Here is a 26,688-nt window from a genome sequence, read left to right on the forward strand (position 1 = left end):
CCCCCCCCCCCCCACCACCCGCTACAGCGCGGCGAAGCGGTCGAAGGCGGCGCTCAGGACGGCGCGGCGCTGCTCGCCGCCCTGGTGGCCGGCGCCCTCCAGCACCACCAGCTCGGCGGCGGGCCAGTTCCGGACCATCTCCCACGCGGTCTCGAGCGGGCCGCCGAGGTCGAGGCGGCCGTGCACCAGCACGGCCGGGATGTCGGCCATCCGGGCGGCGTCCCGGATCAGCGCGCCCTCCTCCAGCCAGGCGCCGTTGGCGAAGTAGTGCGCGCAGATCCGGACCATCGCCGCGAGGTCGCGGCCGGGCTTGTCGCTGAAGGGGTTGGCGTCGCCGCCGGGCTCCCCGCCCATGACGGCGTCCTCCCAGGCCGCCCACTCCCGGGTGGCGTGCTCCCGCACGGCCGGGTCGGGGTCGTCGAGCATCCGGACGTACTCGGCCAGCAGTGCGCCGGCGCCCTCGGCCGCCGTCACCCGGGCCCGCTCGGACTCCGGGACCCCGTCGCGGAACCGCTCCCACTCCCGGGGGAAGAACCGGCCGACCCCGCGGTAGAGCCAGTCGACCTCGCTGCGCCGGGTGGTGGTGATCGCCGACAGCACGATCGCCGAGACCCGCTCGGGGTGCCGCTCGGCGTAGGCGAACGCCAGCGTCGAGCCCCACGAGCCGCCGGTCAGCAGCCACCGGTCGATGCCGAGGTGCGCGCGCAGCAGCTCCAGGTCGGCGAGCAGGTGCTCGGTGGTGTTGACGCTCATGTCCGTGTCGACGTCGGCGGCGTGCGGGGTGCTGCGCCCGCAGCCGCGCTGGTCCACGAGCACGATCCGGAACCGCTCCGGGTCGGCGGCGCGGCGCATCCGGGGCGAGGTGCCCTGGCCCGGGCCCCCGTGCAGCAGGACGACGGGCGTGCCCTCGGGGTTGCCGCTGGTCTCCCAGTGCACGTGGTTGCCGTCGCCGACGTCGAGCAGGCCGCTGTCGTGGGGCTCCGGGTCGGGCCGCGGGTCGGTCATCCGCCGATCGTGCCCACCTCGGCCCAGACCGCGTACAGGGGGTCGCCGCGCCCCGTCGGCGTGCGCAGCGCGGCGGTGGCCGGCCCGAAGCCGCCCGACAGCGCGAAGTACCGGCTCACGATCGCGATGTGCTCGTCGTCGTCGCTGGTCAGCCAGCCGTGGATGGCCTTGGTCGGGAAGCAGCGGTCGGAGAAGGTGACCGCGAACCGCCCGCCGGGGCGCAGCACGCGGGCCACCTCCCGGAACACCGCCACCGGCTCCACGAGGTAGTCGACCGACGCGCAGCAGACGGCGTCGTCGAAGCAGCCGTCGGGGAGGGGCAGCGCGGGGTCGGCGTTGAGGTCGTGCACCACGTGCCCGGCCAGCGCCCGGTTGGCCAGCAGCTCGGCACTGTTCATGCCCAGCCCGATCAGCCGGCGCGGGGGGCGCTCGAAGTGCGAGACCCACGACGACATCAGGTCGAGCACCTCGCCGTCGATGCCGAGCTCGGAGTAGAGCGCGCCGACCGCGGCGATGGCCCGGTCGTCGATGTGGGTGACCATCCGGGTGGCGCCGTAGAAGGCGGCGTCCGGGCCCGGGTCGGTGCGGGCGAAGAAGCCGGGGGGGAAGTCCACTAGCCCGTGATCACCGCTTGGGTCTGGGTGACCAGCGCGACCCGCTTGCCGCGGTCGTCGCGCAGGTCGGTCTGCACGACGATGGTCGTGCGCCCGACGTGCAGCGGGGTCGACGTGCCGTGCACCCGCCCGGAGCGCACGCCCCGGAACAGGTTGGTCTTCGACTCGATCGTCGAGGTGCCCGCGCCCGGCGGCAGGTTCAGGAACGCGCAGATGGCGCCCAGGCTGTCGGCCAGCGTCATCAGCGCCCCGCCGTGCACCAGCCCGCCCGTGGTGCACAGCTCCGGCCCCCAGTCCAGGTGCCCGACGACCTCCGCCGGGTCGGCCGCGGTCACCGCCATCCCCAGGGCCTTCGCGTACGGCATCGTGTCGACCAGCTGTTCGGGCGTCATCGGGAGGACTCCTCGTCGCGGCGCAGTCGGGGGCGCAGGTCGTCGGCCGGGACGGCGCCGGTCCCGTGCCGCTCGACCTGCCGGGCCAGCGCTTCGGCCCGGTCGGCCAATCCCACCAGGTCGAGTCCCGCCGGCGGTACTCCGACCCACCGGCGCAGCCCGTCGGCGGCCCGCTTCAGCAGCGCCGTCGCGCCCCGGGCGTTGCCCCGCTGCACGTGGGTGAGCCCCACGGCGACCTGGGCCATCGCCCGCCACAGCCCCCGCTCGGACTCCGGCGCGGCCTTCCACGCCGCCTCCAGCACGTCGTGGGCGGGGAAGGGCAGGCCCTCGTCGATCAGCCGCTGGGCCTCGGTGACGGCCTCGTCCGGGGCGAGGACGAGGTCGTCGGGCACCCGTTCGACACCGGTGGCGCCCCGCGGCAGCGGTCGGCCGGCGGCGTCGCGGGGGCGCAGGTTGCGGGCCCGGCCCGCGTCGTCCCGGTCGCGTCCGATCACCCGCCCACCGTGCCACGTCCGCGCCCCGTCGTCCCGACGGCGCGGACCATGCCGCAGCGCCCGGGCCCGTCGCGCAGACCCGCGCCGGGCTAGGAACCCACGCCGAACAGGACGGCGATGAGGACGACCGACTGCGTCAGCGTGTTCGCCCCGCAGTGCACCCAGAGCGAGATCCGCAGGTCCTTCTTCCGCCAGGTGGCCCAGACCGTCGGCAGGAAGAACCCGAGGCGGGAGAGGAACAGCCACGGCGTCCAGAAGTGGTACAGCGAGAAGAGCGCGGTGTTCAGGACGGGCGCCCATCGGCCGAGGTGGGCCAAGCGGGGCAGCAGGAAACCGCGGAAGTAGAGCTCCTCGATCGCGGGCAGCACGATCCCGCTGAGCACCACGCTCACCGCCAGTGTGATCACGACGGTCGCTCGCGGGTACCCGGCGATGAACCCGCCGGCCCCGCCCGTGCTCTCGAACGGGATCCACGAGAACAGGTACTTGTAGATCATGTTGTTGAGCGGGCTCAGGACGAACGACACGACGATGACCACGACGATCAGGCCGGCGACGATCCCGGCCAGCGGGCCGGGCCGGGTCGGCCTGTCGACGTAGTCGAGCACGCCCCGCAGCGACGCCCGGCCGTTGCGGCGGCGGCCCAGGTACAGCAGCAGTCCGAGCTCCATCGGCACGAGGAGCACGCACATGGCGAGCACGAGGCCGAGCAGCGGTGGCCAGTTCAGCTGGGTCATCAGCGGCGCCCCCACCAGGACGTAGCCGGCTGTGATGATCGCACCCGGCGCGAGGTGCAGGGCGATCGACAGCGGTAGCGCATGCCGTTTCGCGACCAGCCGGTCGGCGATGCCGCCGGCTCCCGTGCCCGTCAAGGTCATGGCGCTTCCTCGCCGTCCGGGCGCTCGCTCCTCGCGAGACCCTCTCGCACCCGATCCACCAGCGCGGATCGGTCGATCCCGGCCAGGCTGAGCGCTCGCGCCACGGATCCGACCTCGGCCCGCAGGACCCCGAGCAGCACATGCGCCTGGCGCAGGTCCTTCTTGCGGGCGACGCTCGCGAACCCCCGCTCGAGCGCGAGCTTGGCTGACGAGCCCAGCCGCGGATGGTCGGGCGATGCGCTCGGCCGCGGCAGCGCGTAGGTCGCAGGCGAGAAGCCGACCGTGCTCAGGCTGTGCTCGAACTCCCGGTCCAGCGCTGCACGCACGCCCTGGTGGTCGAGCCCCACCGGGCCGAGCACCGCCTGCGTGATCGCTTCGGGCTCCCCGGCGAGCGCCAGGAGCAGATGCCGCGCCTCGACCGTCGGTGAGCTGTCGTGGCGAGCCTCGTCCTCCGCCGCGGCGAGCACCGCAGCGAGGAGTTCGTCAACCGCGGACATCGTCGCGCCTCCTCAGCTTGACCCCGGCCGCGATGAGCCGTTTCGCATGTTTCTTGTGCACCGCCTGGCGCGTGATCCCCAGGGCCTCGGCGACGTCGGGCCAACTCCAGCCCGATCGCATCGCCTGCTCGACGGCTGCGTCCTCCAGCTGGTCGGCCAGCCGGCGCAGTGCCGCCACCGCCGCCAAGGCGTCCGCGGGATCCCGAACTCCGGTAGCGTCCTGATCGGGCATGTAAGCAACCATAGTTGACTAAGTCGCTATCAGTCAACCGCGGTTGCTTGCGACGCACGGTGAGTTCGCGGCTCCGGCCGGATCTGGGGTCGCCCACTCCCGCGCCGACAACGCCCCCCGACGTCCGCCTCCCGGATGAACGGCAACCACCGCGGCGCGACCACCTGGTACCAGTGCTGGCCCGGCGGCAACCACCGCGGCCGCACCGACCGGCTCGTCGGGCACCCGAGGCGGTCCACCTCGACGAGCGCGCCGTGCTGGACGCGGTCTGCCGCTTCTGCGCCGAGCGGGTGTTCGGTCCCGACCGCGCCGCGCTGCTCGCCGTCGACCTCGCCGGTGGCGACGACCGGGCCGCGGCCGCCCGCCAGACCGAGCGGGAACGCCTCGAACGCGTAGTGGCGGACCTGGTCCGCCGCCGACGCGGCCTCGTGCGCCAAGCCCAGGGCGGCGACCCGGACGACCCGTTCACCAAAGCCCCGCGCCACGGCTGCAACGGCCTTGAGAAGGAGAAGCGCACCGCCCTGTCGGCCGTCTGCGATCTCGACACCGCCGACGCGGCCGACACCGCTCGCCCCGGCCCGGCGGACATCGCCCTGCTCGACGCACTCCACCGGCACACGCAGGGATGAACCCCAGCTCAGCGGTTCGCAGAACCTGTCTGTGCCCCCGGTGGGATTCGAACCCACACTGGACGCTGTTTGAGAGCGCTGTCTCTGCCGGTTGGACTACAGGGGCCGGTCCGGCGGGCCGGACGAGCGCAGCGTAGCGGTCCGGTCGTGGACCACGGCGTGCCGGTTCGGGATCACAGCGGGGTGATTCGGGCCCGGCGGTATTCTGAATCCTTCCGGTACGACAACCCGGTGTGAGGGAGTGCCCTGTGACCCAGCAGGTTTCCGAGAACGCCACGAGCTCGACCGAGGCCGAACCGGTCACCGGGCTGCGTGTGCTCGTCGTCGAGGACGAGGCGCTCATCCGCCTCGACCTCACCGAGATGCTGTCCGAGGAGGGCTACGTCATCGCCGGCGAGGCGGGCGACGGCGAGCAGGCCGTCGAGCTCGCCCGCGAGCTGCACCCCGACCTGGTCATCATGGACGTCAAGATGCCCAAGGTGGACGGCATCGCGGCCGCGGCGCTGATCGTCGAGGAGCGGATCGCCCCGGTCGTCATGCTCACCGCCTTCAGCCAGCGCGACCTCATCGAGCAGGCCCGCGACGCCGGCGCCATGGCCTACCTGGTCAAGCCGTTCGCCCGGCACGAGCTGGTGCCGGCCATCGAGCTGGCGGTCTCCCGGTTCGCCGAGAAGCGCGCCCTGGAGGACGAGGTCGCCACGCTGACCGACCGCCTCGAGACGCGCAAGGTCGTCGACCGGGCGAAGGGCCTGCTGATGACCCGGCAGAAGATGACCGAGCCGGAGGCGTTCCGGTGGATCCAGCGCACCGCGATGGACCGCCGCACGACCATGAAGGCCGTCGCGAACGCCGTCGTCGACGGACTCGCCGCCCCGGCGTCCTGATCCGCTCGCGACCGCGCCGCACCGGCGCGGTCGCGAGCCGAACGACGCGCAGCCCTCGCGCCGATCTCCCTTCCCCGATCGGGAGCGGATCGGCCCGGGGGCTGCTTTTCGGGATCCTCCCGGCACTCGCGGGTTACCGAACCCGCGGAGTCGCCCGTGAGGTGCCTTGGGGTGCCCCGCACCGTGTCTACCTGCGGGGTTGTGGTAATGGGTCGCACGGAGCCCGGCGCTCCTGCCCCTGCGCCCCGCGCCTAGCGGTAGCTTCTGAGCGACGAGCGGTCGCCAGTGGGAGAACTCCGGACCCTTCTGGTTGCGAACCGGTAAAGGACAGGGCGCCGGTGGTGACGGCGTACCGACGAGTCCCTTAACGTCCGCGACGCTCGCGTCGGACCGCACCCATGGACCGCGCGCGACTCAGACACCCTCGCGGTAGCGCGGTACGGAAGGACACAGCATGACTCGGAGGCGGACGATCATCACCGCCGCGATCCTCGCCGGGACCCTCGGGCTCACAGCCTGCGGGACGAACCGGGAGGAGGGCGAGGGCGAAGGCGGCGGCGGCACAACCGCAGGAGCCTGCGACACCAGCAAGGGCACCCTCATCATCGGCATGGTCGCCCCGTTGTCCGGCGGTCTCTCCGCGCTGGGCCTCGGTATGCGCAACTCGGCCCAGCTCGCCGTGGACCAGGCCAACGAGGCCTGCAAGGTCCCCGGCTACGAGCTCGCCTTCCAGGCGGAGGACGACCAGGCCAACCCGCAGGTCGCCGGCCAGGCCGCCACCAAGCTCGCCTCGGACGAGAACGTCGTCGGCGTCATCGGCACGCTCAACTCGTCGACCTCGCAGACGGTGCAGCCCATCCTCAAGCAGGAGGGCATCGTCCAGGTCTCCCCGGCCAACACCGGCCCGGCGCTGACCCTGGGCGAGAACTACGCCACCGCTCCGGCGCGGCCGTTCGACAACTACTTCCGGGTGTCCACCACCGACCTGGTGCAGGGCCCGTTCGCGGCCAACTACCTGGTCGAGACGGCCGGCAAGAAGGCCATCGCGGTCATCGACGACGGCAAGACCTACGGCGCCAACCTGGCCGAGCAGTTCGCCCAGCAGGCCCAGAAGAAGGGCGCGCAGATCGTCGCCCGCGAGAAGGTCGGCGAGCGGGACACCGACTTCTCCGGCGTGATCACCACGATCCGCGCCCTCAACCCGGACGCCGTCTACTACGGCGGCGAGTACCCGGTGGCCGGTCCGCTGTCCGCGCAGCTGGCCGCGGCGGGGCTGAACATCCCGCTGATGGGCGGCGACGGCATCGTCGACGCCACCTACGTCTCGCTCGGCGGTCGCCCCGGCGACCTGGCCACCAGCGTCGGCGCTCCGGCCGAGTCGCTGCCCAGCGCCAAGCAGTTCCTGGACGACTACGCGGCCAAGAACTTCACCGAGGAGTACAGCACCTACGGCGCGCTGACCTACGACGCCACCAACGTCGTCATCGAGGCCCTCGCCAAGGCCCTGGCCAACGGCGACTACTCGGCGGAGCGGCGCGCCGACATCGTCGCCGCGGTGCAGGAGACCAACCTGCAGGGCGCCAGCGGTGAGATCTCCTTCGACGAGTTCGGCGACACCACCAACAAGGTGCTGACCGTCTACCAGGTCGAGGGCGACAGCTTCGCTCCGGTCGAGGGCTCCACGGGCGCCTTCGAGGGCTGACCGACTCCACATCCAACTGCACGACCGACGCCAGGGGGGCGGGGGGACACCCCGCCCCCCTGGCGCACGCGGAGAGGGACCACCACCCTTGCTGTCCACCCTGTTGTCCCAGATCGTCAACGGTTTGGTGACCGGCGCGCTGATCGGTCTGATCGCCCTCGGCTACACGATGGTCTACGGGATCATCCAGCTGATCAACTTCGCGCACGGCGAGATCTTCATGATCGGCTCCTACGGCGGCCTGGCCATGTTCACCTACCTGCTGCCGACCGCCATCCAGAACCAGTGGTACTTCGCGCTGCCGCTGCTGCTCATCGCCGGCGCGGCCGTGTCGGTCGGGGTGGCGGTGCTCATGGAGCGCTTCGCCTACCGACCGCTGCGCAACGCTCCCCGCCTCGCGCCGCTGATCACCGCCCTGGGCGTCTCGGTCGCCCTGCAGGAGGCGGTGCGCGTGTTCTACCCCGGCGCCACGGCCGCCCTGCCGTTCCCCAAGGCCTTCGTCGAGGGCACCTGGGAGATCCCGGTGCCCGGCGGCACGGTGCCGCTGCGCTGGACCGGCCTGCTGATCATCGTCGTGGCCCTGGTGCTGACGTTCGCGCTGAACACCTTCGTCAACAACTCCCGGATGGGCCGCGCGATGCGGGCCACCTCCCAGGACCGCGACGTCGCCCGCCTGATGGGCATCGACCCCGACCGGGTCATCGTGCTCACCTTCGTGCTCGGCGCCGCGCTGGCCGGCGTGGCCGGCGTCCTCAACGGCGTCGACCTCGGCTTCACCAACATCGACCTCGGCTTCCAGAACGGCATCTTCGCCTTCACCGCGGCGGTGCTCGGCGGGATCGGCAGCATCAAGGGTGCCGTCGCGGGCGGGTTCGCCATCGGGCTGGTCAAAGCGCTCGGCGGCCAGTACCTGCCGGGCGGCACGGCCTACGACTACGTCTGGATCTTCGTTGTGCTGATCGCGGTGCTGGTGTTCCGGCCGCAGGGCTTCTTCGGCGAGACCGAGCGGGTGCGCGCATGACCGCCCTGGAGAAGGACGTCGTCACCGAGCCCGGCCCGGCGGTCGAGCCGCGCGGGCGCCTCGCCGCGCTCGCGCCGTACGCCACCGCCCTCCGGGCCGCCGGTGGCCTGCTGACCGTGATCGGGGCCTACCTCCCCTGGGCGACCTTCGTGCTGAACGAGGGCCCGTACCCGGAGAAGGCCACCCTGGAGTTCTTCACCGCGCCGTTCGGCGTCAGCGGGTTCCGGCTGCACCTGCTGGTGTTCGGCATCGTCGCGCTCGTGCTGGCGTTCGTGCGCACCCTCCCCTCGCGCGGGCGCATCCTGCGCGCGCTGGGCTGGGGGATCGTCGCGGTCACCGTGGCCAACGGGCTCTACCTGACCGTCCTGGGCGGCGGGTTCGGCGCGATCACCGCGGCCGACGGCGCGGTCGCGTTCGGTGCGATCGTCGCGCTGATCGGTGGCGCGCTGGTGCTGGTCGGCGCGTTCGCCGGCGGGCTCGGCGAGCAGCTGCGCTGGGGGCGCCCGCTCGGGCGCTACGCCGAGTGGGCGATCCTGCTCGTCGTCTTCACGCTGCTGCTCCTGCTGGTGGCCGCGGTGCTGACCAGCGGCGGCCAGGGCAGCGTCGCCAACCCGTACTCCGGGGCCGTCTTCCTGTCCTTCCTCGGAGCGGTCGGCGGCCTGCTCGCCGCCCTGCACGCCGCGGGGGTGCTGACCTGGGTCACCGCGATGTCCGAGCGGCACCGCGCGTTCAGCGCGATCGTCCTGCTGGTGGTGGCGCTGGCGCTGCCGCTGACCGGGGCAGGCACCCAGTACTGGATGACGGTGGCGGCCAACATCGGCGTCTACGCCGCGACCGCGATCGGCCTCAACATCGTGGTCGGCCTGGCCGGCCTGCTCGACCTGGGCTACGTCGCCTTCCTGGGCATCGGGGCGGTCGTCGCGGCCAACTTCTCCGGCGCCACGGCCGCGCGGTTCGACATCGTGCTGCCGTTCCCGCTGGTGATGGTCATCTCGGCGGTCGTCGCCGGCATCTTCGGTGCGATCGTCGGCTCGCCGACGCTGCGCGTGCGCGGCGACTACCTGGCCATCGTGACGCTGGCCTTCGGTGAGATCTTCGTGCGCAGCTCGCAGAACAACATCGGCGGGCTGACCGGCGGCTCCAACGCGATCCCGGGCATCCCCCCGGTCTCGGCGTTCGGCCAGGCGTTCAACGAGAAGCTCACCGTCGGCTCGGTGGAGCTGCCCGCGGGCGCCCTCTACTACTTCCTGATCGTGGTGATCGTCGCCGCGGTCATGGCGGTGTTCGGCAACCTGAAGAACTCGCGGCTGGGCCGGGCCTGGATCGCCATCCGGGAGGACGAGGACGCGGCCCGCGCCATGGGCATCCGCACCGGTCCGGTGAAGATCCTCGCCTTCATGATCGGCGCCACGCTGGCCGGGCTGGCCGGCGCGTTCTTCGCGCACAAGACGGGCACGGTGTCCTACGAGAGCTTCCGGTTCCTGGAGTCGGTCACCCTGCTGGCCGCGGTCATCCTGGGCGGCATGGGCACCATCCCCGGCGCGGTGCTCGGTGCGTCGATCCTGTTCGTGCTGCCCGAGAAGCTGCGCGAGTTCTCCGACTACCGGCTGCTGATCTTCGGCATCGCGCTGGTGCTGATCATGCGGTTCCGCCCGCAGGGCCTGGTGCCCGACTCGCACCGGCGCGCCGAGCTGGCGCCCGAGGCCGAGCCGCCACCGCCGGACCCGGGTACCGGCACCGCCACGGGGAAGGTGGCCGTCCAGTGAGCGAGCTTGCGAGCGAATCATCGACACAGCGCCTTCGCGAATTGCCGACCGAGCGCAGCGAGGGGGAGCGATGAGCGCCAAGCACGCCATGCCCGAGGCCCCCGCCCCGCGCACGCCGTCGGGAGCGGGGCTGCTGACCGCCTCCGGCGTCACGATGCAGTTCGGCGGCCTGAGGGCGCTGAACGACGTGTCGTTCGGGCTGTCCGAGGGCGAGATCATCGGCCTGATCGGGCCGAACGGCGCCGGCAAGACCACCTTCTTCAACTGCCTGACCGGCCTGTACGCGCCGACGTCGGGCAGCGTCGCCCTGCGCGGCACGCCGCTGCCGCAGGACCCGGCGAAGGTGACCGACCGGGGCATCGCCCGCACGTTCCAGAACATCCGCCTCTTCCCGAGCATGACCGCGGAGGAGAACGTCCTGGTCGGGCGGCACGTGCGGATGAAGCAGGGGCCGCTGTCGTCGCTGCTGCACGGGCCGGGCTTCAAGCGCAGCGAGGCCGAGGCGCGCTCGCGCACCGCCGAGCTGCTCGAGTTCGTCGGGCTCACCCGGTTCTCCGGCGAGCTCGCGCGCAACCTGCCCTACGGCGACCAGCGCCGGCTGGAGATCGCCCGCGCGCTGGCCACCGAGCCGTCGGTGCTGCTGCTGGACGAGCCGACGGCCGGCATGAACGCGCAGGAGACCGAGGCCACCCGGCAGCTGATCTTCGGGATCCGCGACCTGGGCACCTCCGTCGTGGTCATCGAGCACGACACCAAGTTCATCTTCACCCTGTGCGACCGTGTGCTCGTGCTGGTGCAGGGCGAGCTGCTGGTCGAGGGCTCGCCCGACGAGGTCCGCGGCGACCCCCGGGTCGTCGAGGCCTACCTCGGCGCCCCGCCCGACGAGGTGGAGCACCAGATCCACGCTGCGGAGGAGAACCCGTGAGCGAGCTTGCGAGCGAACCATTCGACACAGTGCTCGCGCAGCGTCGACCGAGCGTCAGCGAGGGCGGACGATGAGCTTCTTGGAGGTCCGGAACCTCACTGTCGCGTACGGGGCCATCCAAGCCGTCCGCGGCGTGACGTTCAGCGTCGAGAGGGGCCAGATCGTCAGCCTGATCGGCAGCAACGGGGCGGGCAAGACCACCACGCTGCGCACGATCTCCGGGCTGCTGCGCCCGGTGACCGGCGAGATCCTGCTCGACGGCAAGCCGATCCACCGGCTGCCCGCCCACGAGATCCTGGGCCTGGGGGTGTCGCACAGCCCCGAGGGCAGGCGGCTGTTCGCCCGGATGACGGTCGAGGAGAACCTGCGCCTCGGCGCCTACTCGCGCCACGACGAGGCGGGCATCGTCGCCGACCTCGACCGGATCTACGACATGTTCCCGGTGCTGGGGCAGCGGCGGCGCAACAAGGCGGGCCTGTTCTCCGGCGGCGAGCAGCAGATGCTGGCCATCGGCCGGGCGCTGATGTCGCAGCCCAAGCTGCTCATGCTCGACGAGCCGTCCATGGGGCTCTCGCCGATCATGACCCAGCAGATCTTCACCACCGTCCAGGAACTGCGCGAGGAGGGCACGACCGTGCTGCTGGTCGAGCAGAACGCGCTCTCCGCGCTGGCGCTGTCCGACCACGGCTACGTCATCGACCTGGGCCGCACCACCCTGTCGGGCACCGGCCGCGAGCTGCTGGCCGACCCCCGCGTGCAGGAGGCCTACCTCGGCGAGGGCGTCACCGGGTAGGACCGGCGACCCGGCCGGGGGGCTACCAGCCGTCCGGCCGGGTGTCGCGGTGCAGGCAGGTGAGCTTGGCGGTGCAGATCCGCCTGCCCTCCTCGTCGCTGACCACGATCTCCGACGTCGAGGTGCTGCGCCCCACGTGCAGCGGCCGCGCCACCCCGGTGACCAGCCCCGAGGTCGCCGACCGGTGGTGGGTGCAGGCCAGCTCCAGCCCGACGGGGAACCGCTCGGGCAGCGAGTGCAGCGCCGCCAGCGTCGACCCGAGCGTCTCGGCGAGCACGCCGCTGGCGCCGCCGTGCAGCAGCCCGAACGGCTGCCGGTTGCCTTCGACGGGCATCGTCCCGACCACCTCGTCGTGGCTGAGCGAGACGAGCTCGATCCCGAGCTTGTCGGCGAGCTGCTCGACTCGGCTCATCGGGGGGAGGGCGGAGGGGTCGATCGGCACAGCCGGACCCTATGCCGGTGTCGCCGGGGGCCGTGGTCCGGCTCGGGTTCGGGAAGCTCGTCGTCGAGCCTCCGGCGGCGGTGTCCACCGGCGCGAGTGGTACATCAGCGGGCTCGCCGGACGGCAGAAGCCCGCTGGTGCGCCACTCGACGGCGTTGATCATGATCAGCGGCCCGGATCTCGACCGCGTTGATCTCCCCCGAGCACCGTCCGGAGCTCCTCGCAGACCCTGTGTGGTCCTCACAGGTGCGGTGGCCCCTGCGCGGACCTCGTCGCCTCTGCGAGGACAGCCCGGACGCCTCGCACCCGGAGCGGGTCCGCCGGAGGCAGAAGAGCCCCCAGGACCGAGCCTCAGGGGCGGTGCGTGCGGAAGATCGCCGTGCCCGGGAAGTAGCCGCCCCGCAGCGGCGACCACTGCCCCCACACCAGCTCCCGGCCCTCCGGCCACTCCGGCTCCACGAGGTCGTCGAGCACCAGCCCGGCGGCCACGACGTCGCGGATCCGGTCGCCCAGGGTGCGGTGGTGCTCGACGTAGGTGGCCCGGCCGGCGTCGTCGACCTCGACGTAGGGGGTGCGGTCGAAGTAGGACTGCTGCACCACCAGGCCGTCGGGGCCGGGGTCGTCGGAGAACATCCAGCGCATCGGGTGGTTGACCGCGAACACCCAGCGACCGCCCGGGCGCAGCACGCGCGCGACCTCCCGCATGACCCGCTCCGGCTCGGCGACGAAGGGCACGGCGCCGAAGGCGGAGCAGGCGACGTCGAACGTGGCGTCGGCGAACGGCAGCCGCTCGGCCCCGGCCTGCACCAGCGGCACCCGCACGCCGGTCGACTCGCCGAGCTCGGCGGCGTGGCGCAGCATCTGGCCGGACAGGTCGAGCGCCACCGCCGACGCGCCCGCCGCGGACAGCCAGCGCGCGCACGGCGCCGATCCGCAGCCGACCTCCAGCACCCGGGCGCCCGCCACGTCGCCGAGCAGCCGGGCGTCGGCCTCCCGCAGGCCCTCGGGGCACCAGACGAAGTCGACGTCGCCGATGTCGCGGCCGTGCTCGGCGAGGTAGTCCGCGGCGTCGGCGTCCCACCAGGCCCGGCTGGCCCGTTCGGACTCCGGCCCGTCGACCGGGCGGCGCACGACGCCGGTCGTGCCCAGGAATTGCTCGGCGCTCATCCGCGTTACCCCCTGCAAGCTCCGGATCAGTGATCCGCGGTCGTGGCCGAATCGTGGCTGCTGGCGACGTGCACCCGCATTGCCCTGCCGATCTGTGCCCGCGTAGCATGGGTGGCGCGCTGTGGTCGACGTCCGGGCACGTCACAGCCGGTCGGCCACGGATCGCGCGATCTAGGAGTACCACTCGGCACGGTAAGCAAGGGTTCAGAGCATCACGTCACCAGACGTACACCACCAGATTCGTACCACCAGACCATCCATGACCGGAGCACCCCACTACATGTCCACCGACACCACCGCCGCCCCGACCACGACGCCCCAGGTTGCCGTCAACGACATCGGGTCGGAGGAGGATTTCCTCGCCGCCATCGACCAGACCATCAAGTACTTCAACGATGGCGACATCGTCGAGGGGACCATCGTCAAGGTGGACCGGGACGAGGTCCTGCTCGACATCGGCTACAAGACCGAGGGTGTCATCCCCTCTCGGGAGCTGTCGATCAAGCACGATGTCGATCCCGCCGAGGTGGTTTCGGTCGGCGAGTTCGTCGAGGCCCTCGTCCTCCAGAAGGAGGACAAGGAGGGTCGCCTGATCCTGTCCAAGAAGCGCGCGCAGTACGAGCGCGCCTGGGGCACGATCGAGGCCCTCAAGGAGGCCGACGAGCCCGTGGAGGGCACGGTCATCGAGGTCGTCAAGGGCGGCCTGATCCTCGACATCGGCCTGCGCGGCTTCCTGCCCGCGTCGCTGGTCGAGATGCGCCGCGTCCGCGATCTGCAGCCCTACGTCGGCCGCAAGATCGAGGCCAAGATCATCGAGCTGGACAAGAACCGCAACAACGTGGTCCTGTCCCGCCGGGCCTGGCTGGAGCAGACGCAGTCCGAGGTCCGCAGCGAGTTCCTCAACCAGCTCGCCCGGGGCCAGGTCCGCAAGGGCGTCGTCTCCTCGGTGGTCAACTTCGGTGCGTTCGTCGACCTCGGCGGCGTCGACGGTCTGGTGCACGTCTCCGAGCTGTCCTGGAAGCACATCGACCACCCCTCCGAGGTCGTCGAGGTGGGCCAGGAGGTCACCGTCGAGGTCCTCGACGTCGACCTCGACCGCGAGCGGGTCTCGCTGTCGCTCAAGGCGACGCAGGAGGACCCGTGGCGGCTCTACGCCCGGACCCACGCGATCGGCCAGATCGTCCCGGGCAAGGTCACCAAGCTGGTCCCGTTCGGCGCCTTCGTCCGCGTCGAGGAGGGCATCGAGGGCCTGGTCCACATCTCCGAGCTGGCCGAGCGCCACGTGGAGATCCCGGAGCAGGTCGTCCAGGTCGGCGACGACGCCATGGTCAAGGTCATCGACATCGACCTCGACCGGCGCCGCATCTCGCTGTCGCTCAAGCAGGCCAACGAGGGCATGACGGTCGACACCGAGTTCGACCCGACCCGCTACGGCATGGCCGCCGAGTACGACGACCAGGGGAACTACATCTACCCCGAGGGCTTCGACGTCGAGACCGGCGACTGGCAGGAGGGCTTCGAGTCCCAGCGCGAGGCGTGGGAGAAGGAGTACGCCGAGGCGCACTCCCGCTACGAGCAGCACATCGCGCAGATCCGCAAGTCGGCCGAGGCGGAGGCCGAGGCGGCCGCGGACGGCGGGGGGACCAACTACTCCTCCACCGCGGGCGGCGCGACCACCGAGACCACCGGTGGCTCGCTGGCCAGCGACGAGCAGCTGGCCGCGCTGCGGGAGAAGCTCTCCGGCGGCGCCTGATCCCAGCACCCGCGACGGCCCCGACGACCACTGGTCGCCGGGGCCGTCCGGCGTCCGGGACCAGGGCGGTGGCGGGTTCCCGCCACCTCTCGCGGCCGCCGCACGGCGATCGCAGCGCGGCCGTTCTCGGAGAGACGCGCGAGGCCAGGTCACGGTTGTGCTCCGAACCGGTGACGCACACGTGGGCTGGTGATGCACACCGCCCAGGGCCCACTACCGTGTACCCATGAGCGTGGCATTCGGCCGATCGGCGGCTCTCGCCCTCGGGCTAATGCTTGTTCTCAGCGCCTGCGGCGCCGACCGGACCGGGCCCAGCGTGCCCACCTTCGCCGATCCCGCGGCGGCGGCCGAGGTCGCCGGCGGCGGCTCGACCGAGGACGACGGCGCCGTCCCGGACGACTGCACCAGGCTGATCGCCGCCGCCGACCTGAACGCCCTGCTGGGGCTCCCGCTCGACTCGGTGGCCGTGCGCACCACCCAGCACGTCGGGTCGCCCTCGGTCGGTCGGACGGAGCGGGTGGCCTGCGACTACACCGGCCAGGGCTCGGTCAAGGGCAGGCTGCTCCAGCTGGACGTCTCCGCCTACACCGACGCCGAGGCCGCCACCGCGCAGTGGCGGGTCAACTCCGACGCCGAGGACGGCGACCGCACCGAGATGTCGATCGGCAGCGCGTCGGCGGTGCTGGTGCAGCGCCGCTCGGACGCGGTGCTGCGGGTCGTGTACGGCATCCACAACCTGGCCTTCGTGCTCCCGGCCCGCAAGCTCCCGGTGGAGCGCACGGCGGGCGAGGCGCTGGTCGACCTCGCGCTGCGCGTGCTGGCCGCCGTCGACGGCGGCGCCGGGGTGGTGGCGCCCCCGTCGACGGCGCAGGCGAAGGTGCCCGACGCGCCCTGAGCCGGCCGGACAGTAGCCTTCGCCGCGTGCTGAGGGTGGGGTTGACCGGGGGGATCGGATCGGGCAAGTCGACGGTGGCGCGCCGGCTCGTCGAGCGCGGCGCGGTGCTCGTCGACGCCGACGCGCTGGCCCGCGAGGTGGTGGCGGCCGGGACCGACGGGCTGGCCGAGGTGGTCGCGGCCTTCGGCGAGGGCGTCCTGGGCCCGGACGGCGAGCTCGACCGGCCCGCGCTGGCCGGGGTCGTCTTCGGCGACGACGGGGCGCGAGCGCGGCTCAACGGGATCATCCACCCGCGGGTGCGCCTGCGCACCGAGGAGCTGATCGCCGCCGCGCCCCCGGAGGCGGTCGTCGTCCAGGACATCCCGCTGCTGGTCGAAGGCGGCATGGCCGCCTTCTTCGCGCTCGTGCTGGTCGTGCACGCCGACGTCGAGGAGCGGGTCCGCCGGCTCGTCGAGCTGCGCGGGATGCCGGAGGCCGACGCCATGGCCCGGATCGCCGTGCAGGCCACCGACGAGCAGCGCCGCGCCGCCGCGGACGTCTGGTTGGACAACTCCGGCGACCGGGACGCCCTGCGCGCCGCGGTCGACGTGCTGTGGGACGCGAGGCTGGTCCCCTTCGAGGAGAACCTCCGGCTGCGCCGCCCGGTCCGTGGCGGCCCGGCGCGCCTGGCCGACCCCGACCCGGAGTGGGCGGCCGAGGGGCGGCGGCTGGTCGCGCGGGTCGCGGCGGCCGCGGGGGAGCGCGGGCGCGGGGTGAGCCACACCGGCTCCACGGCGGTGCCCGGCCTGGCGGCCAAGGACGTCATCGACCTGCAGCTCGGGGTGGGGTCGCTGGCCGACGCCGACGCCGTGCGCGACGCGCTGCAGGACGCCGGGTTCCCGCACCGGCCCGACATCGACTCCGACCGCCCGAAGCCCGCGGGCTCCGCCCCGTGGCCGAAGCGCTACCACGGGTCCGCCGACCCGGGCCGGGTCGTGCACCTGCACGTCCGCGAGGTCGGTTCTCCGGGGTGGCGCTTCGCGCTGCTGTTCCGCGACTGGCTGCGCGCAGACCCCGTCGCGCGCGACGAGTACCTCGCCGAGAAGCGCGCGCTGGCCGAGCGCCACCGCGGCGACCCGGACGCCGGCGGCTACGCGGAGGACAAGGAGCCCTGGTTCGACGCCGCGCTGCCCAGGGCCGAGGGATGGGCGTCGGCGACCGGCTGGACGCCCGCCCCCTAGGACCCGGATCCGGGCCGTGGCACGCGTCCGCAGCCGCACCGGGCCCGCCCGCCGTTCGTTACCCCGATGGCGTGGCCGCCCCGCGCCGCGCCGTGGTACCACGGACCTTGTCACCCGGTTGTGGCCTATCCGATGAACGGTCGCCGACCCGGGTTTCGCGGTAACGCGTCGAAGCCGTATCACGATGGTCGAGGTGGGCAGACCTCCGATCGAGTGATCCACGGCAGAATCGGGTCGCCGGTGCGGACGGATGAAGGGCAGGGGGTGGGAGCAGTGGTCGACCGACGCGCGTCCGTCGCCTCCGGTCCCCTGCGGTCCGCCGCCCCCGGCTACGACGTCTACGGCGGCGCCGCGGCCCCCTATGCCGGCGGCTACGAGGACGACTACGGCGACGACTACGCCGACGACTACGCCGACGACTACGGCGACCAGGACCTCACCGTGGCCGCGCCGATGTCCGGGCGGCCGCGCCGGGGGCCGCTGAGCCGGGCGCAGCTGCGCTCCGACTTCGGCGCCCACTTCGAGGACAACTACCAGCGGCTGGTCGCCCAGCTGTTCGCGATCACGCTGAACTCGGGCGAGGCGCACGAGGTCGTGCAGGACGCGTACTCGCGGGCCTGGCGGCAGTGGGCCACCGTCGGCAGGCTGCGCGACCCCTCGGAGTGGATCCGGCGGGTCGCGGTCCGCTCGACCATCCGCAGCTGGCGGCGCACCCTGGCCCGGGTGGGCTTCGGGCGTCCGAAGCCGATCGGCGACGACGCGGTCGAGCCGCGCACGGCGGCCCTGCTGTCCGCGCTCGCCCGGCTCCCGATCGCCGAACGCCGCGCGATCGTGCTGCACCACATGGTGGGCTGGTCGATCGCGGAGATCGCGGTGGTCGAGCGGTCCTCGCCGGGCAGCGTCAGCGTCCGGCTGGCCAGGGCCGCGCACCTCGTCGGGCGCGCCCTCCCCGACCTCGTCGACCGGTACGAGGACGAGTACGACCCCGACCAGGGTGAGGAGCAGCGGTGAGTCAGCCATCCAGCAGCCGGGTGAGCGAGGAGTTCCGGCGGCTCGACGACGAGCTGGCCGCGGCCGTCACCCTTCCCCCCGTCGACTCGGTGATCCGCCGGGCGAGCGCGCTCAACCGCACCACCACGGCCGCCGCCGCGGCGGTGGTCACGGTCGGGGCGCTGGGCGGGGTCACCGCGGTCGCGCAGCTGGGCCTGTTCGCGCCGGAGGCGGAGCCGGTGGCGGCGGTGGTGCCGGCGGCGCCCCCGGTCGAGCAGCCCCTGACCACGACCGACGCCCCCACCGAGGCGCCGGTCGAGCCGGCGCCCGTCGTCGAGGAGAAGAAGCAGGAGGCGCCCGCGCCGAAGCCGAAGGCCGTCGCGCCCGCCCGCACCACCGAGGCGCCGCCCCCGCCGCCGGTCGTCGTGCCGACGCCACCCCCGGTCGTCCCGACGCCGCCCCCGGTGGCCACGCTCCCGCCGCCGATCACGCAGCCCCCGGTCACCACGGACCCGCCGGTCACGACGGAGCCGAGCACCCCGGGCACGACCACGCCGGGCGGCGGCACCACGACGCCGGACGACGATGACGACGACACCGAGGGCGGCGAGACGGGCACCAGCACCCAGCGCCCCGACACGACGACCGGTGGGACGACCACCGGCAGCACGACGCCGGGGACCTCGACGGGCACCACGACCGCGGGCACGACCACCGACCAGGCGGGCACGGCGACGCCCTGAGCCCGGGCGGCCCCGCGCTCAGCCGCGGCGGGGCCGCTTCCAGGCCAGCTCGATCCCCATGCCGCCCAGCCAGCGGTCCAGGTCGTGGCCGTGCGCGGCCAGGCCGTCGACGGCGCGGTGGGTGCGGTGCATCGCCACCTCCGCCACCGGCGGGTCGAGCAGGCCGAGCGCCACGGCGGCCACGAACTCGTCGACGTCGATCACCACGGCCTCCTGCCGGGTGCGGACCACGATGTCGAGGTAGTGGTCGGTGAGCAGCCAGCGCCCGCCGTCGACGACGATCTCGCAGATGTCGAGGTAGTAGTCCTGCCGGCGCTCGTGGCCCGGGCTCCACCACCAGTCGGTGACGCACACCCCGAGCTCGGGCAGCAGCCACGACTCCACCCAGGTGGACGTGGGCCGGTTCACCATCGCCCGGCTCATGTACAGGCCGAACTCGGTGACCCGGTACTCGTCGACGATCCGCCGCTCGCCCTTGGTGTCGATGTTGACCATGGCCGGGACGTCGAAGGTGGCGCGCTTCGGCGGATGCATCGGCAGATGGTGGCAGACCGGCCCCGGCCCGCACCCCGAGACGCGTCCGGCGCAAAGTGTCGGTCGCGGCTCGTACCCTGGAGCCGTGGCATTCGCGACAGAGGTCCCCGGCAGCGCGGCGCAGCAGGACGTGCCCGTCGCCCACTCGGAGTTCCGTCCGGTGGGTGCGATCCCGCGCACCGGCGGGCGCTTCGAGGTGGTCAGCGACCACAAGCCCGCGGGCGACCAGCCGGCCGCGATCGCCGAGCTGGAGAAGCGCATCACCGCGGGCGAGCAGGACGTCGTGCTGCTGGGCGCCACCGGGACGGGCAAGTCGGCCACCACGGCCTGGCTGATCGAGAAGCTGCAGCGGCCCACGCTGGTCATGGCCCCGAACAAGACGCTGGCCGCCCAGCTGGCCAACGAGCTGCGCGACATGCTGCCCAACAACGCCGTCGAGTACTTCGTCTCGTACTACGACTACTACCAGCCCGAGGCCTACATCGCGCAGACCGACACCTACATCGAGAAGGACTCCTCGATCAACGAGGACGTCGAGCGCCTGCGCCACGCGGCCACGTCCAACCTGCTCTCCCGCCGGGACGTGGTGGTGGTCGCGTCGGTGTCGTGCATCTACGGCCTGGGCACGCCGCAGTCCTACCTCGACCGTTCGGTCAAGCTCGCGGTCGGGGACGCGGTGGACCGCGACCAGCTGCTGCGTGCACTGGTCGACGTGCAGTACACGCGCAACGACATGGCCTTCAACCGCGGCACGTTCCGCGTCCGCGGCGACACGGTCGAGATCATCCCGGCCTACGAGGAGCTGGCGGTCCGCATCGAGTTCTTCGGCGACGAGATCGAGGCGCTGCACTACCTGCACCCGCTCACCGGCGACATCATCCGCCAGGTCGACGACGTGCGGATCTTCCCGGCCACGCACTACGTCGCCGGCCCGGAGCGCATGGAGAAGGCGGTCCAGCAGATCGAGGCGGAGCTGGAGGAGCGGCTGGCCGAGTTCGAGCGCCAGGGCAAGATGCTCGAGGCGCAGCGGCTGCGCATGCGCACCCAGTACGACATCGAGATGATCCGCCAGGTCGGGTTCTGCTCGGGCATCGAGAACTACTCCCGCCACATCGACGGCCGCGGTCCGGGCTCGGCGCCGGCCACCCTGATCGACTACTTCCCCGAGGACTTCCTGCTGGTCATCGACGAGTCGCACGTCACCGTGCCGCAGATCGGCGGCATGTACGAGGGCGACATGTCCCGCAAGCGCAACCTCGTCGAGTTCGGCTTCCGGCTCCCGTCCGCGGTCGACAACCGCCCGCTGACCTGGGAGGAGTTCGCCGACCGGATCGGCCAGGTCGTCTACCTGTCGGCCACCCCGGGCCCCTACGAGCTCGCCCGCACCGGAGGGGAGTTCGTCGAGCAGGTCATCCGGCCCACCGGCCTGGTCGACCCGCAGGTCGTGGTCAAGCCGACCAAGGGCCAGATCGACGACCTCATCCACGAGATCCGGCTGCGCACCGAGCGCGACGAGCGCGTCCTGGTCACCACGTTGACCAAGAAGATGGCCGAGGACCTCACCGACTACCTGCTGGAGCTGGGCATCCGGGTGCGCTACCTGCACTCCGAGGTCGACACGCTGCGCCGCGTCGAACTGCTGCGCCAGCTGCGCCTGGGCGAGTACGACGTGCTGGTCGGCATCAACCTGCTGCGCGAGGGCCTCGACCTGCCCGAGGTGTCGCTGGTGGCCATCCTCGACGCCGACAAGGAGGGCTTCCTGCGCTCGGGCACGTCGCTGATCCAGACCATCGGCCGCGCGGCGCGCAACGTGTCCGGTGAGGTGCACATGTACGCCGACAAGATCACCGACTCGATGCGGCACGCCATCGACGAGACCGACCGCCGCCGGGCCAAGCAGATCGCCTACAACACCGCGCACGGGATCGACCCGCAGCCGCTGCGCAAGAGGATCGCCGACATCCTCGACCAGGTCTACCGGGAGGCCGACGAGGACGCGGTGCCGGTCGGCGGGTCGGGTCGCAACCAGTCGCGCGGCAAGCGCGCCGCGGGGGAGCCGGGCCGGGCCAGCTCCGGGGTGGTCTCCGGGCGCGACACCTCGACCATGCCCCGCGCCGAGCTGGCCGACCTGGTCCAGCAGCTGTCCGACCAGATGATGGCGGCCGCGCGCGACCTGCAGTTCGAGCTGGCCGCCCGGCTGCGCGACGAGATCGCCGACCTGAAGAAGGAGCTGCGCGGGATGGACGCCGCGGGCGTGCGCTGACCGGGGCGCCCGGTCGGGCGCCGGACCCTGCGGCTACCGTGAGCTGGGATCCGTGTCGAGCGTGGAGGAGGCGAACAGCGTGACCGTGGTGCCCGCCGCCCGCTCCCGGGCCGAGCGGTACGCGCTCGCGCTGCTGCGCCGGCCGCGCCGCGTGCTGCTGGTCGCGGTGCCGCTGCTGGCGCTGGCACTGGCCGGGGTCGTCGTGCACACCGGCGGTCGCCACATCGACCTGGAGGTCTACCGCTTCGGCGTGCAGGCCTGGCTGGCCGGTGGCGACCTCTACGGTCCGCTCCCGGAGACCTCGGGGCACATCGCGCTGCCGTTCATCTACCCGCCGTTCGCGGCGGTGCTGATGGTGCCGCTGGCCGTCGTGCCGTGGACGGCGTCGTGGGTCGCGCTGCTCGCGCTGTCCACCGCGGCCCTCGGGGCCACCCTCTACGTGGTGGCCCGAAGGCTGTGGCCCGGGGGCGGCCCGGGCGGGGCGCTGTCGGTGGCCTCCCTCGCGCTGCCGCTCTGCCTGCTGGTCGAGCCGGGCCGGGCCATCGACTTCGAGCGCCCGATCGAGGGCATCCAGCGGGCCACCCTCAGCCTCGAACCGATCATGCAGACGATCGAGTTCGGCCAGGTCAACCTGCTGCTGATGGCCCTCGTCGCCGCCGACTGCCTGGTCGCGCGGCCGCGCTGGCGGCGCGGGCTGCTGGTCGGGCTGGCCGCGGCGATCAAGCTGACGCCCGCCGCGTTCGTGCTGTACTTCCTGGTCCGCCGCGACTACCGGGCCGCGGTCACCGCCGCCGTCACCGGGGTCGTGGCCACCGTGGTCGGGTTCGTGGTGGCGCCGGGGCAGTCCTGGACGTTCTGGCTGGACAACCCGACCGGCGGCGTCAGCGGCTCCCCGTTCTTCACCAACCAGACCTTCGAGGCGGTGCTGGTCCGCGCGGGCGTCGACGGCCTTCCGCTGACCGCGGGCTGGTTGCTGCTCAGCGCCGCGCTGCTCGCGGTCGCCCTGCCGGTCATCCGCCGGGCCGACGCCCCGCTGGCCCTGATGGCCACCGCCGGGGTCGCGCTGCTGGTCTCGCCGACGTCGTGGTCGCACCACTGGGTGTGGATCGCCCCCGCGCTGCTGGTCATGGCGGCCACGGCGTGGCAGCGGCGCTCGGCGGTGTGGGCCGCGGCCACCGTCCTCACCGCGGCGGTGTTCGTGCTGGCCCCGCACCAGTGGCTGCCCCGCGCCGGCAGCGTCGAGCTCACCTGGAGCACGACCGACCAGGTCCTGGGCAGCACCTACGTGTGGTTCACGGTGCTGCTGTTCGTGCTGGTCCGGGTCGGCCTGCCGGCCGGCCGGGCCGACGACCCCGCCGCCGGGCCCACCCCGGACACCACCCGATGACCCACGACGAGGTCGTCGCCTACTGCCTGGCCAAGCCGGGCGCCGTCCCGGACGAGCCGTGGGAGGGCGACACGGTCGCCAAGGTCGGCGGCAAGATCTTCGCGTTCCTCGGCAGCGGGGGCCTGGGCGTCAAGTGCGGCCGCGACGCCGACGAGGCCGCCGAGCTGCGCCACCGCTTCCCCGGCTCGGTGTCCAAGTCGGCCTACATCGGGCAGCACGGCTGGAACCGGATCGAGCTGGACGGCGCCATCGACGACGACGAGCTGCGCGAGCTGGTCGACGCCTCCTACGACGCGATCGTGGCGAAGCTGCCCAAGCGGCTGCGCCCGACGTAGCGGCTCGGCTCCCGCGGGTCGGGGCAGCGGTCAGCGCGTCGGCGCGACCGCACGGGTGAGCAGGGCGGTGGCGGCGGGGCCGTCGAGGCGGCGGGCCCGGTCGTAGGCCGTGTCGAAGCCCTCGCCCATCGCCCGGCGCAGGTCGCGGGTCAGGGCCACCACGTCGGGGTGCAGCGGGTCGGCCGCGCCGCGGATGCGGTGGGCGGCGCCGAGGGTCGCGGCCGCGGCGACGGGCTCGCCCCGGGCCCGGTGCAGCGCGGCGCCCGCGACGCCGGTGTCGGCCAGGGCGGCGTGGTCGGGCGCGGCGTCCAGCGCGGCCCGCAGGTCGGTGGCCGCCGCGACGAGCAGCGCCGCGCGCTCCGCCGGGGCGGCCGCCGCGGCGCGGGCGAGCGAGAGGTGCGCGCGGGCGGTGTGGTGGGCGCTGCGGAACGGGCGGCCGGGCTCGCCGTTGAGCGCCGCGGCCCGCTCGGCGTCGGTGTACTCGCGGTCGGCGGCGGCGAGGTCGCCGCCGCGGCGGTGCAGGTCGCCCCGGCGGAGGTGCGCCTGGGCGATGTCGTGCGGCGCGGGTGCCCCGGCGAGGACGGCGGCGAGCTCCGCGAGGGCCGCGCCCGGTTCGCCGGCGTGCTCGTGGGCGGTGGCCAGCCAGATCCGCTGCCGGTCGTCCCGGCCCAGCTCGGCGGCCGGTGCGCGGGCCCGGCGCAGCGCGTCGATCGCACCGTCCGGGTCGCCGAGCCGCAGGCGGGCGGCGGCGAGGCGGGTCAGGGCGGTGGCCAGCCCCCAGCGCTCGCCCACGGCGGCGAACCGGTCGGCCGCGGTGGCCAGGTCGTCCGCGCTGCGGCGGAGGTCGCCGCCGTGGTCGCGCACCAGCGCGCGCAGCAGCCAGTACAGCGCCCGGCCCCACGGGGTGGTCCGCGACGGCGGGGTGGCGGGCAGCTCCGCACCGCCGGAGTCGCCCGACAGCGCCGCCAGCAGCGGCCCGATCGCGTACGCGGACGGGTGGTCGGTGCCGGCGGCGGGCCGGAACCGGTCGAGCCCGGCCGGGGTGGTCCCGGCCAGCAGCGAGTTGAGGAAGTAGCCGGCCACCGCCGCCGAGTACCCCCGGGCGGACGCCGCGCCGGGCAGGTCGAGCGCGGCCCGCAGCAGCCGCGCGGCCTCCGTGTGGTCGCCGTGCAGGGTGAGCGGGAACGACATCGCCGACGCCAGCCGGACGGCGGTGTCGACGTCGCCGGCGTCGACGGCGAACCGCAGGGCGCCCAGCAGGTTCTCGCGGTCGGCCAGCAGGGCGGGCAGGCGCCGCAGCTGGTCGGGGCCGCGCAGCTCGGGCACGGCCGCCTCGGCGGTCTGCAGGAAGTACCGGGCGTGCGCGGCCCGGGCGGCGTGCGCCCGGTCGGCGAGCCGGTGCGCGCCGTACTCGCGGATCGTCTCCAGCATCCGGTAGCGCACCTCCGCCCCGGCCGCCGGCTGCAGCAGCGACTTGTCCACCAGCGCGGCCAGCAGCGCCCGGACCGGCGCGGACGGCCGCCCGACGTGCTCGGCGGCCGTCGGGGTGATCGTCCCGGGGAACGCGGACAGGGCCTCGACCAGCGCGCGCTCGTCGTCGTCGAGCAGGTCCCAGCTCCAGGCGACGACCGCGGCCAGGGTGCGGTGGCGGGGCGGCGCCGTGCGGGCGCCGGTGGTGAGCACGGCGAACCGGTCGTCGAGCACGGTGGCCAGGTGCTCGACCGGGACCGACCGCGCCCGCGCCGCGGCCAGCTCGATGGCCAGCGGCAGGCCGTCCAGCCGCCGGCAGAGCTCGGCCACCCCGGCGGTGCTCGTCGGGGTCAGCGCGAAGGCCGGGTTCGCGGCGGCGGCCCGGTCGGCGAACAACCGCACGGACGGACTGGCCGCCAGCTCCGCGAGCGGCGCGCCCGCCGGGGGGACGGGCAGCGGCGGCACCGGCACCAGGGCTTCGCCCGCCGTCCCCAGCGGCTCCCGGGAGGTCACCAGCACCCGCAGCCCCGGGTGCCGGTGGAGCAGTTCCTCGACCACGGCGGCGACCGGGTCGAGGAGGTGCTCGGCGTTGTCCAGCACGAGCAGGACATCCGCCGCGGTTGTGCCGAGCGCGGCGCGCGCGGCCGGGCCGACGCCGTCCGGGTCGCGCAGCCCGGCCAGCTCCACCAGCACCGCGCCGCCGGCCCGGTCGGTGCCCGCGGCGACGGCCAGCCGGGTCTTGCCCGCCCCGCCCGGTCCGGTCAGCGTGACCAGCCGGTGGTCGGCGAGCCGTCCGGCGATCAGCGCCAGCTCGGCCTCCCGGCCGACGAAGCTGGTCAGCGGCACGGGGAGCCGGGGGCGGGGGCGCTCGGGGCGCAGCACGGCGAGGTGCGCGGCGCGCAGCTCGGGGGACGGGTCGGCGCCCAGCCGGTCGGCGAGCGCGGTGCGCAGCCGGGCGTAGTGGTCGAGCGCCTCGGCCGTGCGCCCGTCCGCGTGCAGGGCGCGCAGCAGCAGGGCGTGGGCCCGCTCCCGGGTCGGGTGGGCCGAGGTGAGCGCGTGCAGCTCGGCGACCACCCCGGCGGGGTCGGCCCCGGTCCGCAGCTCGGCCTCGGCGCGGTCCTCGCGGGCGGTGCGGCGCAGCTCGTCGAGCCGGGCCGCGGCGGCCACCGCGAACGGGACGTCCGGGAGGTCGGCCAGCGCGTCGCCGCGCCACAGCTCGAGCGCCGCGCGCAGGTGCTCGACCGCGCCGGCGGAGCGGCCGGTGCGCAGCGCGTCCCGCCCGGCCCGGGCCAGCTGCTCGAAGCGGACGGCGTCCACCGCGTCCGGCGGCAGGTCCAACCGGTAGCCGCCGGGCAGGGTGCGCACCGCCTCGGGCGCGGGCAGCGCGTCGCGCAGCCGGGTCATCAGCGAGTGCAGCGCGTGCCGGGCGTCGGTCCGGGTCGGCCAGAGCGCGTCCGCGAGCGCGCTCACCGGCACCGTGCGCCCGGCGTCGAGCGCGAGGCGGGCCAGCAGCGTGCGCATCCGCGCTCCGCGCAGCGCCACCGCGGTGCCCGCCGCCCGGACCTCCAGCGGTCCGAGGATGCCCACCTGCACGCGGCCACTCTGCCAGGCCGGTCGATGTGTGCGATCCGTGTGCGGTGCCCGCCAGCCTGGAGCC

General features: G+C 73.7%; 26 protein-coding genes and 1 tRNA gene. 15 read left to right on the top strand and 12 right to left on the bottom strand.

The features are described 5' to 3' along the window. Positions 1 to 21: 21 nt before the first annotated feature. From pip to KDL28_RS22335, 7 genes are all read right to left on the bottom strand, one after another. Positions 22 to 1,005: a prolyl aminopeptidase gene (pip, locus tag KDL28_RS22305; RefSeq protein WP_252441414.1), complete on the bottom strand. Its 984-nt coding sequence runs from the start codon at positions 1,003 to 1,005 to the stop codon at positions 22 to 24. Beyond that, entirely contained in the window at positions 1,002 to 1,619 is a 618-nt protein-coding gene (locus tag KDL28_RS22310; RefSeq protein ID WP_252441415.1) for a class I SAM-dependent methyltransferase, read from the bottom strand. The genes pip and KDL28_RS22310 overlap by 4 nt, the downstream gene beginning before the upstream one ends. Next, positions 1,619 to 2,011: a PaaI family thioesterase gene (locus KDL28_RS22315; RefSeq protein WP_256502417.1), complete on the bottom strand. Its 393-nt coding sequence runs from the start codon at positions 2,009 to 2,011 to the stop codon at positions 1,619 to 1,621. Before KDL28_RS22315 ends, KDL28_RS22310 begins: the two co-directional genes overlap by 1 nt. Continuing rightward, positions 2,008 to 2,505, bottom strand: coding sequence for a DUF309 domain-containing protein (locus KDL28_RS22320; protein WP_252441416.1), 498 nt, complete (start codon positions 2,503 to 2,505; stop codon positions 2,008 to 2,010). Before KDL28_RS22320 ends, KDL28_RS22315 begins: the two co-directional genes overlap by 4 nt. 89 nt (positions 2,506 to 2,594) lie before the next feature. Next, entirely contained in the window at positions 2,595 to 3,383 is a 789-nt protein-coding gene (locus tag KDL28_RS22325) for a CPBP family intramembrane glutamic endopeptidase (protein WP_252441417.1), read from the bottom strand. Continuing rightward, on the bottom strand, positions 3,380 to 3,880 hold the full coding sequence (locus tag KDL28_RS22330) for a Clp protease N-terminal domain-containing protein (protein ID WP_252441418.1): 501 nt from the start codon (positions 3,878 to 3,880) through the stop codon (positions 3,380 to 3,382). The genes KDL28_RS22325 and KDL28_RS22330 overlap by 4 nt, the downstream gene beginning before the upstream one ends. Continuing rightward, positions 3,867 to 4,124, bottom strand: a complete 258-nt coding sequence (locus KDL28_RS22335) for a helix-turn-helix domain-containing protein (RefSeq protein WP_252441419.1) — start codon at positions 4,122 to 4,124, stop codon at positions 3,867 to 3,869. Before KDL28_RS22335 ends, KDL28_RS22330 begins: the two co-directional genes overlap by 14 nt. Positions 4,125 to 4,366: 242 nt before the next feature. Between KDL28_RS22335 and KDL28_RS22340 the strand changes: the two genes are divergently transcribed. After that, a complete protein-coding gene (locus KDL28_RS22340) occupies positions 4,367 to 4,741 on the top strand; it encodes a hypothetical protein (RefSeq protein WP_252441420.1) in 375 nt (124 codons plus the stop codon). Positions 4,742 to 4,773: 32 nt separating this feature from the next. On the opposite strand, the gene KDL28_RS22345 is transcribed toward KDL28_RS22340, so the two are convergent. After that, a tRNA-Leu gene (locus KDL28_RS22345) sits at positions 4,774 to 4,847 on the bottom strand. A 142-nt stretch (positions 4,848 to 4,989) separates the two neighbouring features. On the opposite strand from KDL28_RS22345, the gene KDL28_RS22350 reads away from it, so the two are divergent. The 6 genes from KDL28_RS22350 to KDL28_RS22375 all read left to right on the top strand — a co-directional run bounded on the left by KDL28_RS22350 (position 4,990) and on the right by KDL28_RS22375 (position 11,832). After that, positions 4,990 to 5,625 (top strand): ANTAR domain-containing response regulator, encoded by a 636-nt coding sequence (locus KDL28_RS22350; RefSeq protein WP_372497042.1) that lies wholly within the window; start codon positions 4,990 to 4,992, stop codon positions 5,623 to 5,625. A 454-nt stretch (positions 5,626 to 6,079) separates the two neighbouring features. After that, positions 6,080 to 7,327, top strand: a complete 1,248-nt coding sequence (locus KDL28_RS22355) for a branched-chain amino acid ABC transporter substrate-binding protein (RefSeq protein ID WP_252441421.1) — start codon at positions 6,080 to 6,082, stop codon at positions 7,325 to 7,327. An 88-nt stretch (positions 7,328 to 7,415) separates the two neighbouring features. Further along, entirely contained in the window at positions 7,416 to 8,348 is a 933-nt protein-coding gene (locus tag KDL28_RS22360) for a branched-chain amino acid ABC transporter permease (RefSeq protein WP_252441422.1), read from the top strand. After that, complete coding sequence (locus KDL28_RS22365) at positions 8,345 to 10,114, top strand: branched-chain amino acid ABC transporter permease (RefSeq protein WP_252441423.1); 1,770 nt, start codon at positions 8,345 to 8,347, stop codon at positions 10,112 to 10,114. Before KDL28_RS22360 ends, KDL28_RS22365 begins: the two co-directional genes overlap by 4 nt. Positions 10,115 to 10,184: 70 nt before the next feature. Then, positions 10,185 to 11,039, top strand: coding sequence for an ABC transporter ATP-binding protein (locus KDL28_RS22370; RefSeq protein ID WP_252441424.1), 855 nt, complete (start codon positions 10,185 to 10,187; stop codon positions 11,037 to 11,039). A 70-nt stretch (positions 11,040 to 11,109) separates the two neighbouring features. Beyond that, a complete protein-coding gene (locus KDL28_RS22375) occupies positions 11,110 to 11,832 on the top strand; it encodes an ABC transporter ATP-binding protein (protein WP_252441425.1) in 723 nt (240 codons plus the stop codon). Between the two features lie 22 nt (positions 11,833 to 11,854). Here KDL28_RS22375 and KDL28_RS22380 read toward each other — a convergent pair whose 3' ends face one another. Next, positions 11,855 to 12,244, bottom strand: coding sequence for a hotdog fold thioesterase (locus KDL28_RS22380; protein ID WP_252441426.1), 390 nt, complete (start codon positions 12,242 to 12,244; stop codon positions 11,855 to 11,857). 381 nt (positions 12,245 to 12,625) lie between these two features. Continuing rightward, complete coding sequence (locus KDL28_RS22385; protein WP_252441427.1) at positions 12,626 to 13,441, bottom strand: class I SAM-dependent methyltransferase; 816 nt, start codon at positions 13,439 to 13,441, stop codon at positions 12,626 to 12,628. A 280-nt stretch (positions 13,442 to 13,721) separates the two neighbouring features. On the opposite strand from KDL28_RS22385, the gene rpsA reads away from it, so the two are divergent. From rpsA to KDL28_RS22410, 5 genes are all read left to right on the top strand, one after another. After that, positions 13,722 to 15,194, top strand: a complete 1,473-nt coding sequence (gene rpsA / locus KDL28_RS22390) for a 30S ribosomal protein S1 (RefSeq protein WP_252441514.1) — start codon at positions 13,722 to 13,724, stop codon at positions 15,192 to 15,194. A gap of 271 nt (positions 15,195 to 15,465) precedes the next feature. Then, a complete protein-coding gene (locus tag KDL28_RS22395; protein ID WP_252441428.1) occupies positions 15,466 to 16,089 on the top strand; it encodes a hypothetical protein in 624 nt (207 codons plus the stop codon). Positions 16,090 to 16,115: 26 nt separating this feature from the next. Beyond that, positions 16,116 to 17,309: a dephospho-CoA kinase gene (gene coaE, locus KDL28_RS22400; RefSeq protein ID WP_252441429.1), complete on the top strand. Its 1,194-nt coding sequence runs from the start codon at positions 16,116 to 16,118 to the stop codon at positions 17,307 to 17,309. A 273-nt stretch (positions 17,310 to 17,582) separates the two neighbouring features. After that, positions 17,583 to 18,320, top strand: a complete 738-nt coding sequence (locus tag KDL28_RS22405; protein ID WP_252441430.1) for an RNA polymerase sigma factor — start codon at positions 17,583 to 17,585, stop codon at positions 18,318 to 18,320. Then, positions 18,317 to 19,042, top strand: a complete 726-nt coding sequence (locus tag KDL28_RS22410; RefSeq protein ID WP_252441431.1) for a hypothetical protein — start codon at positions 18,317 to 18,319, stop codon at positions 19,040 to 19,042. The genes KDL28_RS22405 and KDL28_RS22410 overlap by 4 nt, the downstream gene beginning before the upstream one ends. An 18-nt stretch (positions 19,043 to 19,060) precedes the next feature. Here the strand turns inward: KDL28_RS22410 and KDL28_RS22415 are convergent, their stop codons facing one another. Beyond that, positions 19,061 to 19,576 (bottom strand): ribonuclease FAU-1 family protein, encoded by a 516-nt coding sequence (locus KDL28_RS22415; protein ID WP_252441432.1) that lies wholly within the window; start codon positions 19,574 to 19,576, stop codon positions 19,061 to 19,063. 85 nt (positions 19,577 to 19,661) lie between these two features. Between KDL28_RS22415 and uvrB the strand changes: the two genes are divergently transcribed. Genes uvrB through KDL28_RS22430 form a run of 3 tightly spaced genes read left to right on the top strand, consistent with a single transcriptional unit; the run spans position 19,662 to position 23,561 of the window. Continuing rightward, positions 19,662 to 21,839: an excinuclease ABC subunit UvrB gene (gene uvrB, locus KDL28_RS22420; RefSeq protein WP_308216044.1), complete on the top strand. Its 2,178-nt coding sequence runs from the start codon at positions 19,662 to 19,664 to the stop codon at positions 21,837 to 21,839. 52 nt (positions 21,840 to 21,891) lie between these two features. Further along, positions 21,892 to 23,226, top strand: a complete 1,335-nt coding sequence (locus tag KDL28_RS22425) for a glycosyltransferase 87 family protein (RefSeq protein WP_252441433.1) — start codon at positions 21,892 to 21,894, stop codon at positions 23,224 to 23,226. After that, a complete protein-coding gene (locus KDL28_RS22430) occupies positions 23,223 to 23,561 on the top strand; it encodes an MmcQ/YjbR family DNA-binding protein (protein ID WP_252441434.1) in 339 nt (112 codons plus the stop codon). The genes KDL28_RS22425 and KDL28_RS22430 overlap by 4 nt, the downstream gene beginning before the upstream one ends. Before the next feature lie 30 nt (positions 23,562 to 23,591). Here KDL28_RS22430 and KDL28_RS22435 read toward each other — a convergent pair whose 3' ends face one another. Beyond that, the gene (locus tag KDL28_RS22435) at positions 23,592 to 26,624 is read right to left on the bottom strand and encodes an ATP-binding protein (RefSeq protein ID WP_252441435.1); all 3,033 of its coding nucleotides are present in this window, start codon (positions 26,622 to 26,624) and stop codon (positions 23,592 to 23,594) included. Positions 26,625 to 26,688: the final 64 nt, after the last annotated feature.

It is taken from the genome of Pseudonocardia humida, from assembly GCF_023898865.1.
Classification (GTDB): domain Bacteria; phylum Actinomycetota; class Actinomycetes; order Mycobacteriales; family Pseudonocardiaceae; genus Pseudonocardia; species Pseudonocardia humida.

Bases quoted from the DNA above. Each gene is read 5' to 3' on its own strand.
- pip (WP_252441414.1), bottom strand. From the start codon at position 1,005: ATGACCGACCCGCGGCCCGACCCGGAGCCCCACGACAGCGGCCTGCTC.
- KDL28_RS22315 (WP_256502417.1), bottom strand. From the start codon at position 2,011: ATGACGCCCGAACAGCTGGTCGACACGATGCCGTACGCGAAGGCCCTG.
- KDL28_RS22325 (WP_252441417.1), bottom strand. From the start codon at position 3,383: ATGACCTTGACGGGCACGGGAGCCGGCGGCATCGCCGACCGGCTGGTC.
- KDL28_RS22330 (WP_252441418.1), bottom strand. From the start codon at position 3,880: ATGTCCGCGGTTGACGAACTCCTCGCTGCGGTGCTCGCCGCGGCGGAG.
- KDL28_RS22335 (WP_252441419.1), bottom strand. From the start codon at position 4,124: ATGGTTGCTTACATGCCCGATCAGGACGCTACCGGAGTTCGGGATCCC.
- KDL28_RS22355 (WP_252441421.1), top strand. From the start codon at position 6,080: ATGACTCGGAGGCGGACGATCATCACCGCCGCGATCCTCGCCGGGACC.
- KDL28_RS22365 (WP_252441423.1), top strand. From the start codon at position 8,345: ATGACCGCCCTGGAGAAGGACGTCGTCACCGAGCCCGGCCCGGCGGTC.
- KDL28_RS22370 (WP_252441424.1), top strand. From the start codon at position 10,185: ATGAGCGCCAAGCACGCCATGCCCGAGGCCCCCGCCCCGCGCACGCCG.
- KDL28_RS22375 (WP_252441425.1), top strand. From the start codon at position 11,110: ATGAGCTTCTTGGAGGTCCGGAACCTCACTGTCGCGTACGGGGCCATC.
- KDL28_RS22380 (WP_252441426.1), bottom strand. From the start codon at position 12,244: ATGAGCCGAGTCGAGCAGCTCGCCGACAAGCTCGGGATCGAGCTCGTC.
- KDL28_RS22385 (WP_252441427.1), bottom strand. From the start codon at position 13,441: ATGAGCGCCGAGCAATTCCTGGGCACGACCGGCGTCGTGCGCCGCCCG.
- rpsA (WP_252441514.1), top strand. From the start codon at position 13,722: ATGTCCACCGACACCACCGCCGCCCCGACCACGACGCCCCAGGTTGCC.
- KDL28_RS22395 (WP_252441428.1), top strand. From the start codon at position 15,466: ATGCTTGTTCTCAGCGCCTGCGGCGCCGACCGGACCGGGCCCAGCGTG.
- KDL28_RS22415 (WP_252441432.1), bottom strand. From the start codon at position 19,576: ATGCATCCGCCGAAGCGCGCCACCTTCGACGTCCCGGCCATGGTCAAC.
- KDL28_RS22430 (WP_252441434.1), top strand. From the start codon at position 23,223: ATGACCCACGACGAGGTCGTCGCCTACTGCCTGGCCAAGCCGGGCGCC.